The organism is Hymenobacter rigui (assembly GCF_003944715.1).
In the GTDB taxonomy this organism is placed as follows: Bacteria; Bacteroidota; Bacteroidia; order Cytophagales; family Hymenobacteraceae; genus Hymenobacter; species Hymenobacter rigui.
In genome coordinates this window covers 88,820-101,976 of the sequence record NZ_RWIT01000002.1, presented here as the reverse complement: position 1 = coordinate 101,976, position 13,157 = coordinate 88,820, and the positions used below count along the sequence as shown (strand labels likewise).

Sequence of the window (13,157 nt, the reverse complement as noted above, 5' to 3'; positions counted from 1 at the left end):
TGCTGCATGCTAAGCGGTGTCCGCCTCACACGGGCCTCCCTGTACGCAATCTGTATTATGCAACACGCAACAACCACACTCCATGCCTGATACCCCACAAACTCCCCTGACGCCGACCGATGAGGCGGTGCTGCAGGAGGCCCGCCGCCGGTCGCGGCGCTCGTTTCTGGTGGGCGGCACGGCGGCCCTGGCCGGGCTGCTGGGCTGGCGCTGGCTCAGCACCGGCTCCGAAGCCGACGGCCTGTCGGGGCCGCTCCGTACGGTTCTCGATGCCAATGCCCGCGTGGCCGGCCGCTACTTCAGCCCCACGCACCTGGCCCCGGAATTTGCCCGCAGCCGGGCCCGCCGCCCGCGCGCCAATGGCAGCGTGGGCCTGGACGAAGAGCTGGACCCGGCCGCCTGGCGGCTGCGCGTAACGCCGGCCGGGGGCACCATCCCCCGCGAATTCACGCTGGCCGAGCTGCAGGCCCTGCCCCGGGTGGAAATGACCACTGAGCTCAAGTGCATTGAAGGGTGGAGTACCATCGTGACCTGGGCCGGGGTGCGCTTTGCCGATTTTCTGGCCCGCTACCCGCTGGCTTCTGCCGCAGCCCCATTCGTGCACCTTACCACTCCCGATGAGGCCTATTTCGTGGGCCTGGATATGGCCAGTGCGCTGCACCCCCAAACGCTGCTCTGTTACGAAATGAACGGCCAGCCGCTCACTGCCGAGCACGGCGCGCCCCTGCGGCTGGTAACGCCCGTGAAGTATGGTATTAAGCAGATCAAGCGTCTGGGCCACATCCGCTTCCCCGCCCAGCGTCCGCCCGACTACTGGGCCGCGCGGGGCTACGACTGGTACGCCGGGCTCTGAACCGGCCCGCGCCGCGGCTGCCCGATGTGATAAAAGCATTGTTCGGGCGTGATACTCTCGTGATAGGGGGGACGCTTCTTTGCATCGGCTTCCACGGCAGGAGCCGGCCCCGGAAAGGGCCGACCGTGGCGGACCATTCATCATTCCTTACCCCCTTCAACCGTATGCTGCGTTTCCTCACCTCCGCCCCCAAAGCCCTGTTGCTCGCCAGCGCCTTACTGCTCAGCGCCGCTACCCTACCCGCTGCTGCCCACCAGGGCAAGATGCAGGATGGTAAGATGCAGGATGGCAAAATGGCCAAAGGCACCACATCGAAAACCAAAATGAAAACGGATAAAATGAAGATGGCCGACAACAAGATGGCGAAGTCGAAAATGGCGGATGATAAAATGAAGGACGACAAGATGAAAGCTGGGAAAATGTAAAGCCAGGCTTTAAATTGTCAGTACGCAAAAGGCGCGTTGGCTACCCGGTAGCCAACGCGCCTTTTTATGGGGTTGGCAGCGGCCGGCCGCGCCCTGATTCCGCAGGCTGTCCGATACTCTTCTGCTTTCTTCCTGACTCCGGAAGCCGTGGCCGGCCGGAACTCTGCCGCAGGTGACAAGGGCAAACAAAAGCACCACTCCAGTGCTGAAGTGGTGCCCGGGGAATGCGCTGCCGGAACCCGAAGTAGCTTACAGTACCGCGGTGGCCTTAAGCCGGTCGGGGAAGGCCTTGCGGAACTTCTCAACCTTAGGCTGTGACACGTGCCGCAGGTAAGGATTCTCGGGGTGGAGGCGGTAGTAGCCTTGGTGGTAGCTTTCGGCCGGCCAGAAGGCAGTGAAGGCCGCTACCTGCGTTACCACAGGGCTGCTGTAGTGATGCGAGGCATCTACCCGGCGGATGGCGGCCTCAATGAGCTGCCGTTCCTGGGGGGTGCGGTAGAACGCCACCGAGCGGTACTGCGGCCCGGCGTCGGGGCCCTGGCGGTTGCGGGTGGTAGGGTCGTGGGCTCCCAGCAGGAACACCTCCAGCAGCGTCTGGTAGCTGAGTTGGCGCGGGTCGTAGTACACCTGCACCGATTCGGCGTGGCCGGTGGTGGCGCTGCATACTTCTTCGTAGGACGGGTTGCGCACCTTGCCGCCGCTGTAGCCCGCTACTACGGCCTGCACGCCCCGGAGCTCTTCAAATATCTCCTCGAAGCTCCAGAAGCAGCCGCCCCCGAAGGTGGCCACGGCCAGCCCTCGGGTATCGGTGGGGGCCGGACCGGCTGTAGAACGGTCTGATTGGGCGTGCAGTGGGGCTGGCAGCAGCAGGGAGCCCAGCAGCAGGCCGGCCAGCACCCGGCGCTGGCAGAAAGCTAGAAAAACAAAACGCATGGGACAGGGGGAAAAAGGGGGAGGATACCGCCTCAACACCGGGCGGCTGGCAAACGTCCCGCAACCTATCCGCAGGGTATCACAAATACTTCACGGCGGCGTAGCGTTTCTGTACGCACGCAAAAGCGCCAGCGGAAGATGGAGCTTCGGCTGGCGCTTTCTGGTTGTGGAAAAGGGGACGGTGTTGGCCGCTCTTACAGGAGCATTGCCAGAGGGATGTACAAAGGTGCACCAATCCGTTGCCCGCCTCAAGCCCTTTTGTGTTCAGATTGTGACATGCCTAACCAGTTGGCAGGAGCTTTCCATTGGGACTTCTGACAAGGAAAAACTATTTATTCAATCCCGTATACAGGTATATTCGATAGTAAATAAGCCGGGTTGTGACATGCAACCAAGTTGGCTTCACCAGCTAATTCGCTACCGTTCTGATGCCGGCAGCGTGAAGCGGAAGTGGCTGCCCTGTTGCGGGGCACTTTCCACCCATAGCCGTCCGCCCTGGGCCTCAATGAACTCGCGGGAAATACTCAGCCCCAGGCCTGAGCCGCCCTTATGGCCGCTGTTCAGGCCTGGTACTTCCGAAAAGCGCTGGAAAATCCGCTCATGATACTCCGCCGCAATGCCCGGTCCGCAGTCCTGCACGCCTACTTCCAGCTGCCCGTTGCACTCCGTGGCCCGCACACATAAATCGGCGCCGTGGGGACTGTAGCGGATGGCGTTGGCGAGTAGATTGATGAGTACCCAGGTAGTTTTTTCCAGATCGGCGCGGGCGGAAGGCAGATTCTGAGGCAAGTCTAGGCGTAGCTGCAACTTCCGGTCCTCCAGCTGGGGGCGCACGGTTTCAATGGCGTAGCGCACAATGTCGGACAGCGGAATGGGCTGCACGTCGAACTGGATTTCGGCCCCGGCATCCAGCCTCGACACGGCCAGCAGCTGGCCCACCATGCCCAGCAGGCGCTGGGTTTCATCGCGGATGCCGTCAGCCAGGCGCTGACGCTCTTCCGGCTCCGTGCGCTCGTCCTGCAGCAGCATCAGACTGAGCTTGATGCTGGCCAGCGGGGTTTTCAGCTCGTGCGAGATGGTAGCCAGGTAGTTGGACTTCACCTCATCCAGCTTTTTGAAGTCGGACACGTTGCGCAAACTCAGGATGTGGCCCACAAACTCGGTGCGGCCGGTTTCGCGGTTGCGGCTCACGATGTGGTTGAGCGTGAGCTGGTAGTAGGCCGTTTCGCCGTCGGGGCGGGAGAAGGTGAGCGTGACGGGGGCGGGCGTGGTGCCGGCCTGGGGGCCTTCTTGGGCCAGCAGGGGGCGGAACAGGGCGTTGAGCAGCTCGGTTTCCTGGCTCAGGTCCTCGGCCCGCCGGCCCACCAAAGCGGCAGCCTCGCGGCCCAGCAGCTCCCGGGCCACGGGATTGGCCAGCAGCACCGTGCGGTCGGGGTCGAGCAGGAGCAGGCCCTCATCAAGGTGCTCAATCAGGCTTTCCAGGCGGCTCCGCTCCGTAGCCAAAGCCGCCCGCGTGACACTGCGCTGGTCCTGCATGTAGCCAAAGGCGCGGTTCAGGGCCAGGGCCACGGCGCCCACTTCGTCGTTTTTGGCAATGGACACCTGGGTGGCCGGGCCGGGACTGGCCACGTCCTCCACGTCGGCGCGCAGGCGGCGCAACGGGCGCAGCACGGCCCGAGGCAGGCGCACCACCAAACTCAGGCCCACCACCGTGCTCAGCAGCAGCAGGGCCAGCACCGTGCGCCGGGCCTGGCCGGCCGTAGCGGCGGCCTGGTCGGTCTGGCGGTTGAAGGAGCGGGCGTTGAGCTGCATCATGCGGTGGGTAGCGGCCCGCAGCCGGTGCAGCTGGGCTACCTGGGCGCGGGCCGGGGCGCGGTCATCCACCAGGCGCTGGTAGTCGGCCAGCTGCTGGGTGAGCGTGTCCACCAGCTCCAGCTCGCCGGGCTCGGTGATGTTGGCGGCCTCGCGGGTGAGGGCGCGGCGCAGCTGCTGCAGCGGGGGCTGGGCCGTGGGCTGGTCCTGCAGCGCCTCCAGAGCCCGCAGCATCTGCTCGCCGTATTCCACCGAGCGGAAGTTGGCCCGTTGAATGCCCCGGGCCCCGCCTTCCAGCCGCTGCAAACTAAAGAACGTGTACCCGCCCAGCCCCAGCAGCAGGACCAGCATCAGCGCAATGCTCAGGCGGATTTTGAGTTTGAGGGACATGGGATGTGCTAGAGCTAAAAACTAGTTCCCCTCCTTGGAAAGGAGGGGCTAGGGGTGGTTGATGATGAAAGAACGATGATAGAGCTAGTTGCTGGTTGTGTCTGAAAAGTCGTTTGAAACTCGCGGAACGTCATGCTGAGCTTGCCGAAGCATCTCTACCGCTTCGTCAGACGGTTCATGCGAAGCGGTAGAGATGCTTCGGCAAGCTCAGCATGACTGTTTTAGAGTTTTCAGATACAGTCTAGTTGATGTTCAACGATTGTCAACCACCCCCAACCCCTCCTTTCCAAGGAGGGGAACTAGTCTCTAGCTCTAGTTCTCCAAGTAGCGCAACTTCTCCTACAGCTCGTACTCCTGCACCTTCCGGTACAGCGTCGTCAGGCCGATGCCGAGGCGGCGGGCGGCTTCGGTTTTGTTGCCCTGGCACTGGTGCAGCACTTGGCGGATGTGGCGGGCTTCCACGGCGCGCAGGCTCTGGTCGGCGGGGTCGGCGTCGGGGCTGAGGGGGGCGGGCAGGGTGTGGAACTCGTCGGGGAGGTAGCCGGCGGAGAGGGGCTGGTCGGTGGGGGCCAAGATGGCGGCGCGCTCCAGCACATTTTTCAGCTCGCGTACGTTGCCGGGCCACTCGTAGCGCTGCAGCAGCTCCACGCATTCGGGCTCTAGGCCCGGCAGGCGCTTGCGCAGCTGGGCCGCGAAGTGCTGCAGAAAGTGGGCCGCCAGGGCCGGCACGTCGGCGGCCCGGTCGCGCAGGCTGGGCACGTTGAGGGTGAAGACGGAGAGGCGGTAGTAGAGGTCGGGGCGGAAACGGCCTTCGGCGGCTTCCTGCTTGAGGTTGCGGTTGGTGGCGGCCACGATGCGCACGTTCACGCTGGTGGGCTTGGTGTCGCCGAGCTTGGTGAACTGCCGCGTCTCCAGCACCCGCAGGAACTTAGCCTGTACGTTCAGCTCCAGCTCCCCAATTTCGTCCAGAAACAGCGTGCCGCCGCTGGCTTCCTCCAGCAGGCCTTTCTTATCGGCCAGCGCGCCCGTAAACGCGCCCTTCTTGTAGCCAAACAGCTCCGATTCCAGCAAATCCTTCGGGAAAGCCGAGCAGTTGACGGCCACGAAGGGCTTGGCTTTCCGCTCGCTGGCCTCGTGCAACGCCTGGGCAAACAGCTCCTTGCCCGCGCCGGTGGGGCCTTCCAGCAGCACGGTGCTGTCGGTGGGGGCTACCTGGCGGGCCAGGTCCTGGGCGCGGCGCAGGGCCGGGGCCGTGCCAATCATACTCTCGAAGCTGAACCGCTGGCTCATGCGCCGCTCCAGTTCGGCCACGCGGTGGCGCAAGCGGGCTTTTTCGGCGGCGCGCTCTACCACCACCACCAGCTGCTGTTCGTAGTCGCCCTTGGTGAGGTAGTCGAAGGCGCCCTGCTTCATGGCCCGCACGCCATCGGGGATGGTGCCGAAGGCGGTGAGCAGCACAATTTCGCAGTCGGGGGCCTTGGCACGGTAGCGGGGCATCAGGTCCACGCCGTGGCCGTCGGGCAGCTTCACGTCGGAAATGACCACCAGCACCTCGCGGGCGTGCTGCTGCAGCAACTCCAGGCCGCGGCTGGCATCGGGGGCCTGCAGCACGGTGTAGCCTTCCAGCTCCAGCACCCGCGCCAGCAGCTGGCGCAGGCGGGCTTCGTCGTCAATCAGGAGCAGGGTACCGGTGGGCATTTTATGAATTAGTAATGAGGGATTCGGATGCGAAAGTATCGGCTTGTGAGGAAAACTGCAGGCTGGAGTGTAGAGACGCAATATCTTGCGTCTCGTCGTTGAACAAATGGACACGCGTCCTTTAGAACAACGTCAGCAACGACGACACGCAAGATATTGCGTCTCTACAGCCTCCTTATACCTTCTTCTCCATGTTATTACGCTCTACTCTCTATTACACTTTAATCCTACTAGTACTAAGTTTCAGCAGCTGCGCACAAGGCAAAAAACATAGCCGATTAGGGCTGGAAGTTGCAAAGGAAGAGTTGCAGGAAGCACTGAAGAGAACTCCTGAATCGGTCAGTCCCACAATGCAGCAGCCATTGCCGGATAGCATTGCGGCTGTGCGATTTGCTGAGCCCATTCTATTCCGCACGTATGGCAAAAAGCATATCGTGGATGAACGGCCTTATGAGGTGTATCTTATTGACAAATATTGGGTATTGATGGGCACGCTACCAGAAGATTCGATGGGCGGTACATTCACCATCATTCTGGATTCCCGAACCGGACAGATAATTGAGTTGACGCACGGGAAATAAGTATGAGCAATGAGTAATTGGTTCTCGCAGGAAATTTTAGCCCCACTCGCCCTAATTCTTGCAAGTCCCTTCTTTATACTTTCTGGTTTCAAGCAGCGTCAAAAGCGGTTGTACTTGCAGAAGCATGGAACTCAAGCAGAGGGTATAATTATCAGAATGGAAGAGGATACAGGCATGGATGATGCTATAATCTACATTCCGGTGATTGGAATTTGGATTGATCAACAATGGGTAGAATTACGATATGAAGGCGGAAATGCATTCAGCCGTTTGACCCAAGGACAAATTGTGTCGGTACGATATAATCGACTAAATGCCCAAGATTTTATCGTTGTGCAAGACGAAAGAATATGGATTGAATGGCTATTTGGTGTGGTAGGATTGATTTTACTGTTAAGTGGTTTCATATGGAGTGCCCGCTTGTAGCTCGTTTTTGTTCCTAAGCACTGAGCCGAATCTCCTCCTTCAAATGCTCCACGAACCGGACGAACTCCGGCTCGGCTTCCACGTTTTCGTGCCAGGCGAGGCCCATTTCGGCGAGGTTGTACTGGTGCTGGGGGCTGATGGTGGCGCCGGGCAGCAGCTGGCCCGCGGCGTCGCGCTCCTGGCCCAGCAGCCAGAGCCGGTCGGAGAGGGCGGTGGTGGTGGCCAGGTCGTGGGAGACGATGACCACGGTGTTGAGCTCGTCGAGGGTGGTGACTTCGAGGATGATTTTGCGCACCTCGTCAATCATGGCCACGTCGAGGCCGGAGAAGGGCTCGTCGAGTAGGATGAGGTGGTCGGAGCAGAGCAGCTGCTGGGCAATGGCGGCGCGCTGACGCTGGCCGCCTGAGAGGTGGGCCGGGTACTTGCTGCGGTGGGGCGTGAGCTGAAACCGCTCCAAGTATTCTTCGGCTTGGCGGCGGGCCTCGGCGGGGTCGGGGTAGCGGCGGGCAGCGGCCACCAGCAGGTTGTCGAGCAGGGTGCGGTGGTTGAACAGCGGGTAGTGCTGCTGCACGAAGCCCACCGCGCCGGGCGTGGCCGGCTGCTGCGCCTCGCCCACCAGCACCTCGCCGCTGCTGGGGGCCAGCAGCCCCGCCATCAGCCGGCACAGCACCGACTTGCCCATGCCCGAGCGGCCGTAGAAGCCCACCACCTGGCCCTGGTTCATGCCCGGCCGGCACACATCCAGCACCTGCGCCGAAATATCGCGCAGAATGGTTTCCCCATTCAGCGTCAGCGACACATTGTCGAGGGTGAGGACGGGGGATTTGTAGGAGTAGGGAGTCATGGGGATAGAGTGCTTGCTGGTTGATTAGAACGTCATTCCGAGCTTGCCGAGGAATCTCGCGTGCTGACGTTGTGGTGGTGATTCGATGAATAGGAAAGGCTCCTATGCCTAGCTTGGGGCTACATGCTCAGTAGAATGATTACTTCGGCAACGTCAGCACGCAAGATTCTTCGGCTGCGGCTCCGCCTTCGCTCGGAATGACGTTCTTATCCGGCTGACGTTCTTTTAAAACCCCAGCCCACTTACCGCGCGGCGGCCAGGCTGGCGTAGGGGAAAAACACGCGGCGGAGCAGGCCAAAAACATAGTCCTGGGCGGCGCCGGCGGCCAGGATGACGAGCTGGATGGCCACCACGCCGTCGAGGTGGAGGTAGCGGTTTTGCTTGTAGAGCAGCAGGCCGATGCCGCCTTCCGATTGGTAGAGGGTTTCCACCAGGGTTATCATCGTCCAGATGATGGCGAAATTCTGGCGTACCACTTCCAGCATATCGGCCAGCTTGCCCAGCACCACCACTTCCCAGAAGCTGCGCCACTCGCCCAAACCCAGGGTGCGGGCGTGGTCCAGCTCCTGCTGGGTGGTGCCGAGCATCACGGCCGTCATGCCCGTGACCAGGTACACGGTGGTGGCGAAGGTGAGCACCGAGAGCTTCACCTCGTGGCCCGAGCTCACCAGCAGGGCCACGAAAAACGTGAGGCCGGTAAGGGTGAGGTAGCGCATCTTGGAAGCCGCGTAGGCCAACGGCCGAAAGAAGGGCAGGGCCGTGAGGTAGGAAATCAGCAGCGCCAGCACTGTGGCCATGCCCAGCGCCTGCAACGCGGTGGTCATGCTGGCCCACAGCTCCGGCACCAGGCCCTGGGTGGTAGTGAGGTCGGCCAGGGCGCGCAGCACGTCGCCGAGGGAGGGAAACAGCTGCAGCGGGTAAAACAGCCACAGCAGCAGCAGCAGCCCCGCCTGCCCGGCCACCATCAGGGCAAACGTGGTGCGCGGCGGCCGGGCGTTGGGGAGGAAGAGGGTTTTCATGGGTAGGGTGTGAGAGGAAAAAGAACGCCATGCTGAGCTTGCCGAAGCATCTCTACCGCTTCGTTAAACCAATGCAGACGAAGCGGTAGAGATGCTTCGACTTCGCCTCCGGCTACGCTCAGCATGACGGACGACCTGCACCATCTCGTTCATTCACTGCTAGTTCCCCAGCACGATTTCCACGCGGCGGTTGCGGGCTTTGCCTTCGGGGGTGGTGTTGGGGGCCACGGGCTCCTGGGCGCCGTGGGCGTAGGTTTGCACGCGGCCGGCGGGGAAGGCGCTGGCGCTGCGCTGCTCCAGCCACTGGCGCACGGCCTCGGCGCGGTCCTGGCTGAGCTGCTGGTTGCGCTGGGCGTCGCCCACGTTGTCGGTGTGGCCGTGCACGGCTACTTTCAGGCGGCCGGCTACTACCAGGTCGTTGAAGAGCTTGCTGAGCTGCTGCTCGGCGGCGGGGGTGAAGGTGCGCTGGCCGGTGTTGAACTCGATGTTCCAGGCCCGGCGGCTCACGCTCTGGCGGATTTCGTCATCGGCGGCAAACTGCTGCTGCTCGGCCGGGGCCAGGGTTTTGCCGCGGTATTTGTCCTGCAGCTTGCGCAGCGGGCTCAGGTCCAGCATCTGGTCGAGGGGCACGTAGCTGGGCAGTTCCTTGGGGTAGAGCTGGTGCTGCACGTCGCCGAAGGTTTTATACACGGCGGCGTAGATGTTGGTGCCGCCTTCGTTCAGGCCAAACAGGGCCAGGTTATCGGCAAAGTTGAAGGCCTTGGAGCCACCCAGCTCCACCACCTCGCCGTTGCGGTCGGCCTCGCTCACGCCCTTGTAGTAGCGCAGCCAGTAGCTGCCGGGCTTGTCCTTATCGCCGTACACGGAGGCCGAAATATCGGCGGCGCGGCTCAGGGCCTCGGGGTGCGATTTTACCTGGTCGCCGGCCACGGCCAGGGCCGTCATCAGGGCTTCTACCTCCTTCGGGTGGGCGTCGTACCAGCGCTTGGTGGTTACCATGATGTTGGGCATCTGGTTGCTGTAGTCCTTGGTGCTCACGATGTTCACGAGGCCGCCTTTCTGCTTGGCAATGTTCACGTCGCCGGGCGTCCAGGTGGCAACGGCGTCGGCCACCACGTCTACTTTTACGCCGGTGTTCTTGCCTTTCACCACCTTTACGCGCTGCTCGGGCTTGCCGATGATGTATTTCTCGGCGGCCACCAGGAAGTCGGAGGCGGCCATGAAGTTCACGGCCTCGGGGTCGTAGGTAGTTTCGTCGGGGTTGACTTTGAGGCCGTTGTCGGCGCACCATTTCAGGGCAATGTTCTGGTCCCCGTCGCGCAGGTAGCAGGCCACGGTTTTGCCCAGGGCGGCTTTGGGGTTATCCAGCCACTCCTTGGGGCCCATCAGCTTGTCTTCGCCGAAGCTCTTGCCCACCGAGTAGGGAATGATCTGCAGCCCGGTGCCGGCTTTTTCCAGCTGGGGCTGCACCGCCGAGAAGGCCGGCAGCCCGTCGCCCATGATGCTCACCAGCAGGCCCGGCGTTTCGGGGTTGCTTTGCAGGTCGAGGGCGTTTTTCACCAGGTCGGCCTGCATTTTGGCCACGTCGTCCTGGCGCACAATCTGCATATCCAGGCCACCGGCAGCCATGCTGGAGCCCTGGGTGGTGCGGGGGCCGCCGTTGGCCAGCATACCGGCCATCTGCGAGTTCCAGGCCATCACCTCCCACACGAGCGGGCTGCCCTTACCGGCCGGAGTTTCAGAGGGCAGCGGAGCCAGCGGCACCGCTACGTTGGTGCGCGAGCCGCCGGCGCTGCTCGGCAGCTCAATGGAGCTCAGCAGCACCGATTCGGTGGCGGCTTTCTTGAACAGCACCCCGCTCTGCACGAGTTTGTTGATGCCGAAGTACAGCAGCGCTGCCAGCAGCACGCCTAGTACCAGTTTACCACGGGTTGTCATTGTCGTTATTGGTTTTTAGTTGGTTGTTGTTAGTTTTTGGCTCCCCTCCTTGGAAAATGTCGCGCATCAAGCGAGGGTGGGCTGGGGGTGGTTGATGACGTCTGGCCGTTTTAAGCGCTAGTCGCCTCACCCCAACCCCTCTCCGGGGGGAGAGGGGCTCTAGCTGTAGCTTTTAGTTTTTCTAGTGGTTGTTCTGGTGGGTTTACCACCCCGCCCTTCGGGCACCCCTCCTTGAAAAAAGGAGGGGAGTTTGTAACTCTAGCTTTCATGTTTTTCCTAATCCCTAATCCAGCAGACTGCGGTAGGCGTCGTTGGTGGCGGTGCGCTGCTGGGCGGGGGTGGTGGGGGCGGGTTTCTCGTCGAGCAGGGCGTTGAAGTCGCCTTTCTGATATTTTTCGAGCAGGCGCTGGCCCTTCTCGCTCATCACGCCGTTTTGGATGTCCATTTCCTTCACAAACTCCTGCGAGTAGCGCATGGCCTGCTTGATCTGTCCGAGCTGCTGGGCCATGTCCTGGGCCACGCGGTCGGTAGCCAGGTCGAAGAAGTACTTCTTGTCCGGGTCGCCGCGCAGGATGTTCATGGCGGCCCGCATACCCGAGCTGGTGCGTTTCACCAGCTGGTACTCGTCCTTGAGCAGGTTCACCTTGAACTTGCTGCCGTCAATCTGGCGCAGGGCGGCTTTCAGAATCTGACGCATCACCAGGCTCACGTTCTGGGTGGTGGTGAGCATGGGCTGCAGGCGCTGGTTGTAGTCCTGGAGCTGGGCGGCGCGGCTGGCGTACTGCTCGGCCGCGTCGGGTTCGCGCTGGCGGGTGGCGGCGTCGGCCAGGGCCAAGTACTCGCGCATCTGCAGGGTGTTGGCCTCCAGTTTGCGCTTCACCAGCTCGTGGGCGCCTTCCACGTGGCCCACTTCCTCCTCCATCTTGCGGGCCTCCTGCGAGGTGCTGCGGATGTAGTCCTCCATAATGCCGATGGGGTCGGTGTTGACGAAGATGCCCGCCGCGGTGCGGAAGATCCGCTGCCCGGCGTACCACAGCCCTGCCTTTACGCGGGGGCTGGTGAGCACCAGCCAGGCCGCCAGCAGCACGCCCAGCCCGATGCCCAGCTTCACGGTGTCGAACACCATTTCGACCAGGAAGGGTACAATGGTACCCCAGCAGTACACGCCGGCCCCGGCCAGCCCGGCCAGAAACACCCAGCCGGCTACTTTTTCGGGCTGCTGCCACTTGGGCAGCTCGCCGGATTTGAAATCGGGAGTGGAAAGAGAGTTCATGGTTGTAACAGTGAGTAGTTGGTAGTGAGTAGAGAGAAGCGCCCGGTTAGAAGTCGGTGGGGAGGACCAGAATTTTCACCCGGGCCAGGTCGCTTCACTTCAGCAGAAAGGCCTGCACGGCCTGCTGGTGGGCTTTGAGCTCGGCCGAGGCGGTGGCGTGGGCCAGCTCGTAGGAGGCCAAAGCGGCGGTGGCTTTCTGCTGTTGCTGCTGCAATTCCTGGCGCACGGCCTGTAGGCGCTGCTGGGCTTCTTCCAGCTGCCGGGCCAGGTCGGCCAGGCCGGTTTGCAGCTGCTGTTCCTGCTGCTGCAGCTGCACCAGTGGGCTGGGCGGCACGTTCGGAATCCGGATTTCGCCCACCTTCTCGCGGTGTCGCTCCAGAATGCTGTTGCGGTCCGAGGTCAGCTTTAGCTCAAACTGCTCGGCCGATTTCAGGAGGGCCGGCAAGTCCAGGCTGGTGACGGCGGCAAAGGCGTTGAAGGCCGTCTGGTACAGAATGGGGCCCGAGAGGCCGCTGGCCTGCAGGCTGCTTACCATTTTGGTGAAGGCCATGAAGTCCTTGCCGTCGCCGGCGAGCAATTGCCGGATGTGGTCGAGGTGGCGCTGCTCGGGCTGGGTGAGCAGCGGGGCCGCCAGCGGCGCAGCTGGGGCGGCGTAGCCCGGGCCACTGGCTACGGGGGCGGGCTGGCCGGGCAGGGGGCGCGGGGCCGCTACGGAAGGGCCCTCCGGGGAGGTTTCTTCAATAAAGAAGTCCTTGGCGGCTTTTGCTATGTTGTCGAAGAGAGCCATACAGGTCGGCGGTGTTTGGGAGATGGTACCCCAATGCCAAGTCCGGTGCCTGCTTTTGATAAATAGGATTGTTGTTTGTGTAAATAGTTGATTTTTAGATATATAAATTGATAACAAGATGGCCCTAGTAGGGCAGCGAAAAAGAAAACCCTTCCATTTTGGAAGGGTTGGTTACCGG

The 13,157-nt window shown here is 62.1% G+C and carries 12 protein-coding genes; 4 read left to right on the top strand and 8 right to left on the bottom strand.

The genetic code is table 11. The annotated features are described in order from the left end of the window. Nucleotides 1–82 precede the first annotated feature (82 nt). Together EI291_RS04460 and EI291_RS04455 are read left to right on the top strand one after the other, a co-directional pair. On the top strand, nucleotides 83–853 hold the full coding sequence (locus EI291_RS04460; RefSeq protein WP_125418436.1) for a molybdopterin-dependent oxidoreductase: 771 nt from the start codon (nucleotides 83–85) through the stop codon (nucleotides 851–853). A 164-nt stretch (nucleotides 854–1,017) separates the two neighbouring features. Beyond that, entirely contained in the window at nucleotides 1,018–1,278 is a 261-nt protein-coding gene (locus tag EI291_RS04455; protein WP_125418434.1) for a hypothetical protein, read from the top strand. Between the two features lie 249 nt (nucleotides 1,279–1,527). Here the strand turns inward: EI291_RS04455 and msrA are convergent, their stop codons facing one another. The 3 genes from msrA to EI291_RS04440 form a co-directional block, all read right to left on the bottom strand. Then, the gene (gene msrA, locus EI291_RS04450) at nucleotides 1,528–2,211 is read right to left on the bottom strand and encodes a peptide-methionine (S)-S-oxide reductase MsrA (protein ID WP_125418432.1); all 684 of its coding nucleotides are present in this window, start codon (nucleotides 2,209–2,211) and stop codon (nucleotides 1,528–1,530) included. A gap of 417 nt (nucleotides 2,212–2,628) precedes the next feature. After that, nucleotides 2,629–4,413, bottom strand: a complete 1,785-nt coding sequence (locus tag EI291_RS04445) for a sensor histidine kinase (protein WP_125418430.1) — start codon at nucleotides 4,411–4,413, stop codon at nucleotides 2,629–2,631. 339 nt (nucleotides 4,414–4,752) lie between these two features. Next, a complete protein-coding gene (locus EI291_RS04440; protein WP_044017549.1) occupies nucleotides 4,753–6,111 on the bottom strand; it encodes a sigma-54-dependent transcriptional regulator in 1,359 nt (452 codons plus the stop codon). A gap of 191 nt (nucleotides 6,112–6,302) precedes the next feature. Between EI291_RS04440 and EI291_RS04435 the strand changes: the two genes are divergently transcribed. Next, the gene (locus EI291_RS04435) at nucleotides 6,303–6,692 is read left to right on the top strand and encodes a YbbC/YhhH family protein (RefSeq protein ID WP_125418428.1); all 390 of its coding nucleotides are present in this window, start codon (nucleotides 6,303–6,305) and stop codon (nucleotides 6,690–6,692) included. Nucleotides 6,693–6,701: 9 nt separating this feature from the next. Beyond that, a complete protein-coding gene (locus EI291_RS04430; protein WP_125418426.1) occupies nucleotides 6,702–7,118 on the top strand; it encodes a DUF3592 domain-containing protein in 417 nt (138 codons plus the stop codon). Between the two features lie 13 nt (nucleotides 7,119–7,131). On the opposite strand, the gene EI291_RS04425 is transcribed toward EI291_RS04430, so the two are convergent. The 5 genes from EI291_RS04425 to EI291_RS04405 form a co-directional block, all read right to left on the bottom strand. Next, entirely contained in the window at nucleotides 7,132–7,962 is an 831-nt protein-coding gene (locus tag EI291_RS04425; protein ID WP_125418424.1) for an ATP-binding cassette domain-containing protein, read from the bottom strand. Nucleotides 7,963–8,204: 242 nt separating this feature from the next. Further along, the gene (locus EI291_RS04420; RefSeq protein WP_125418422.1) at nucleotides 8,205–8,981 is read right to left on the bottom strand and encodes an ABC transporter permease; all 777 of its coding nucleotides are present in this window, start codon (nucleotides 8,979–8,981) and stop codon (nucleotides 8,205–8,207) included. A 159-nt stretch (nucleotides 8,982–9,140) separates the two neighbouring features. After that, nucleotides 9,141–10,919: an OmpA family protein gene (locus EI291_RS04415; RefSeq protein WP_125418420.1), complete on the bottom strand. Its 1,779-nt coding sequence runs from the start codon at nucleotides 10,917–10,919 to the stop codon at nucleotides 9,141–9,143. Nucleotides 10,920–11,202: 283 nt separating this feature from the next. Beyond that, nucleotides 11,203–12,192 carry a PspA/IM30 family protein gene (locus tag EI291_RS04410; RefSeq protein WP_125418418.1) on the bottom strand — a complete coding sequence of 330 codons (990 nt, stop codon included), beginning with the start codon at nucleotides 12,190–12,192 and terminating at the stop codon, nucleotides 11,203–11,205. 94 nt (nucleotides 12,193–12,286) lie between these two features. Beyond that, on the bottom strand, nucleotides 12,287–12,979 hold the full coding sequence (locus EI291_RS04405) for a hypothetical protein (protein ID WP_125418416.1): 693 nt from the start codon (nucleotides 12,977–12,979) through the stop codon (nucleotides 12,287–12,289). Nucleotides 12,980–13,157 lie beyond the last annotated feature (178 nt).

Excerpts from the sequence above, each read along its gene's own strand:
- EI291_RS04420 (WP_125418422.1), bottom strand. The coding sequence starts at position 8,981 with ATGAAAACCCTCTTCCTCCCCAACGCCCGGCCGCCGCGCACCACGTTT.
- EI291_RS04455 (WP_125418434.1), top strand. The coding sequence starts at position 1,018 with ATGCTGCGTTTCCTCACCTCCGCCCCCAAAGCCCTGTTGCTCGCCAGC.
- msrA (WP_125418432.1), bottom strand. The coding sequence starts at position 2,211 with ATGCGTTTTGTTTTTCTAGCTTTCTGCCAGCGCCGGGTGCTGGCCGGC.
- EI291_RS04440 (WP_044017549.1), bottom strand. The coding sequence starts at position 6,111 with ATGCCCACCGGTACCCTGCTCCTGATTGACGACGAAGCCCGCCTGCGC.
- EI291_RS04405 (WP_125418416.1), bottom strand. The coding sequence starts at position 12,979 with ATGGCTCTCTTCGACAACATAGCAAAAGCCGCCAAGGACTTCTTTATT.
- EI291_RS04410 (WP_125418418.1), bottom strand. The coding sequence starts at position 12,192 with ATGAACTCTCTTTCCACTCCCGATTTCAAATCCGGCGAGCTGCCCAAG.
- EI291_RS04425 (WP_125418424.1), bottom strand. The coding sequence starts at position 7,962 with ATGACTCCCTACTCCTACAAATCCCCCGTCCTCACCCTCGACAATGTG.
- EI291_RS04445 (WP_125418430.1), bottom strand. The coding sequence starts at position 4,413 with ATGTCCCTCAAACTCAAAATCCGCCTGAGCATTGCGCTGATGCTGGTC.
- EI291_RS04460 (WP_125418436.1), top strand. The coding sequence starts at position 83 with ATGCCTGATACCCCACAAACTCCCCTGACGCCGACCGATGAGGCGGTG.
- EI291_RS04435 (WP_125418428.1), top strand. The coding sequence starts at position 6,303 with ATGTTATTACGCTCTACTCTCTATTACACTTTAATCCTACTAGTACTA.
- EI291_RS04430 (WP_125418426.1), top strand. The coding sequence starts at position 6,702 with ATGAGTAATTGGTTCTCGCAGGAAATTTTAGCCCCACTCGCCCTAATT.
- EI291_RS04415 (WP_125418420.1), bottom strand. The coding sequence starts at position 10,919 with ATGACAACCCGTGGTAAACTGGTACTAGGCGTGCTGCTGGCAGCGCTG.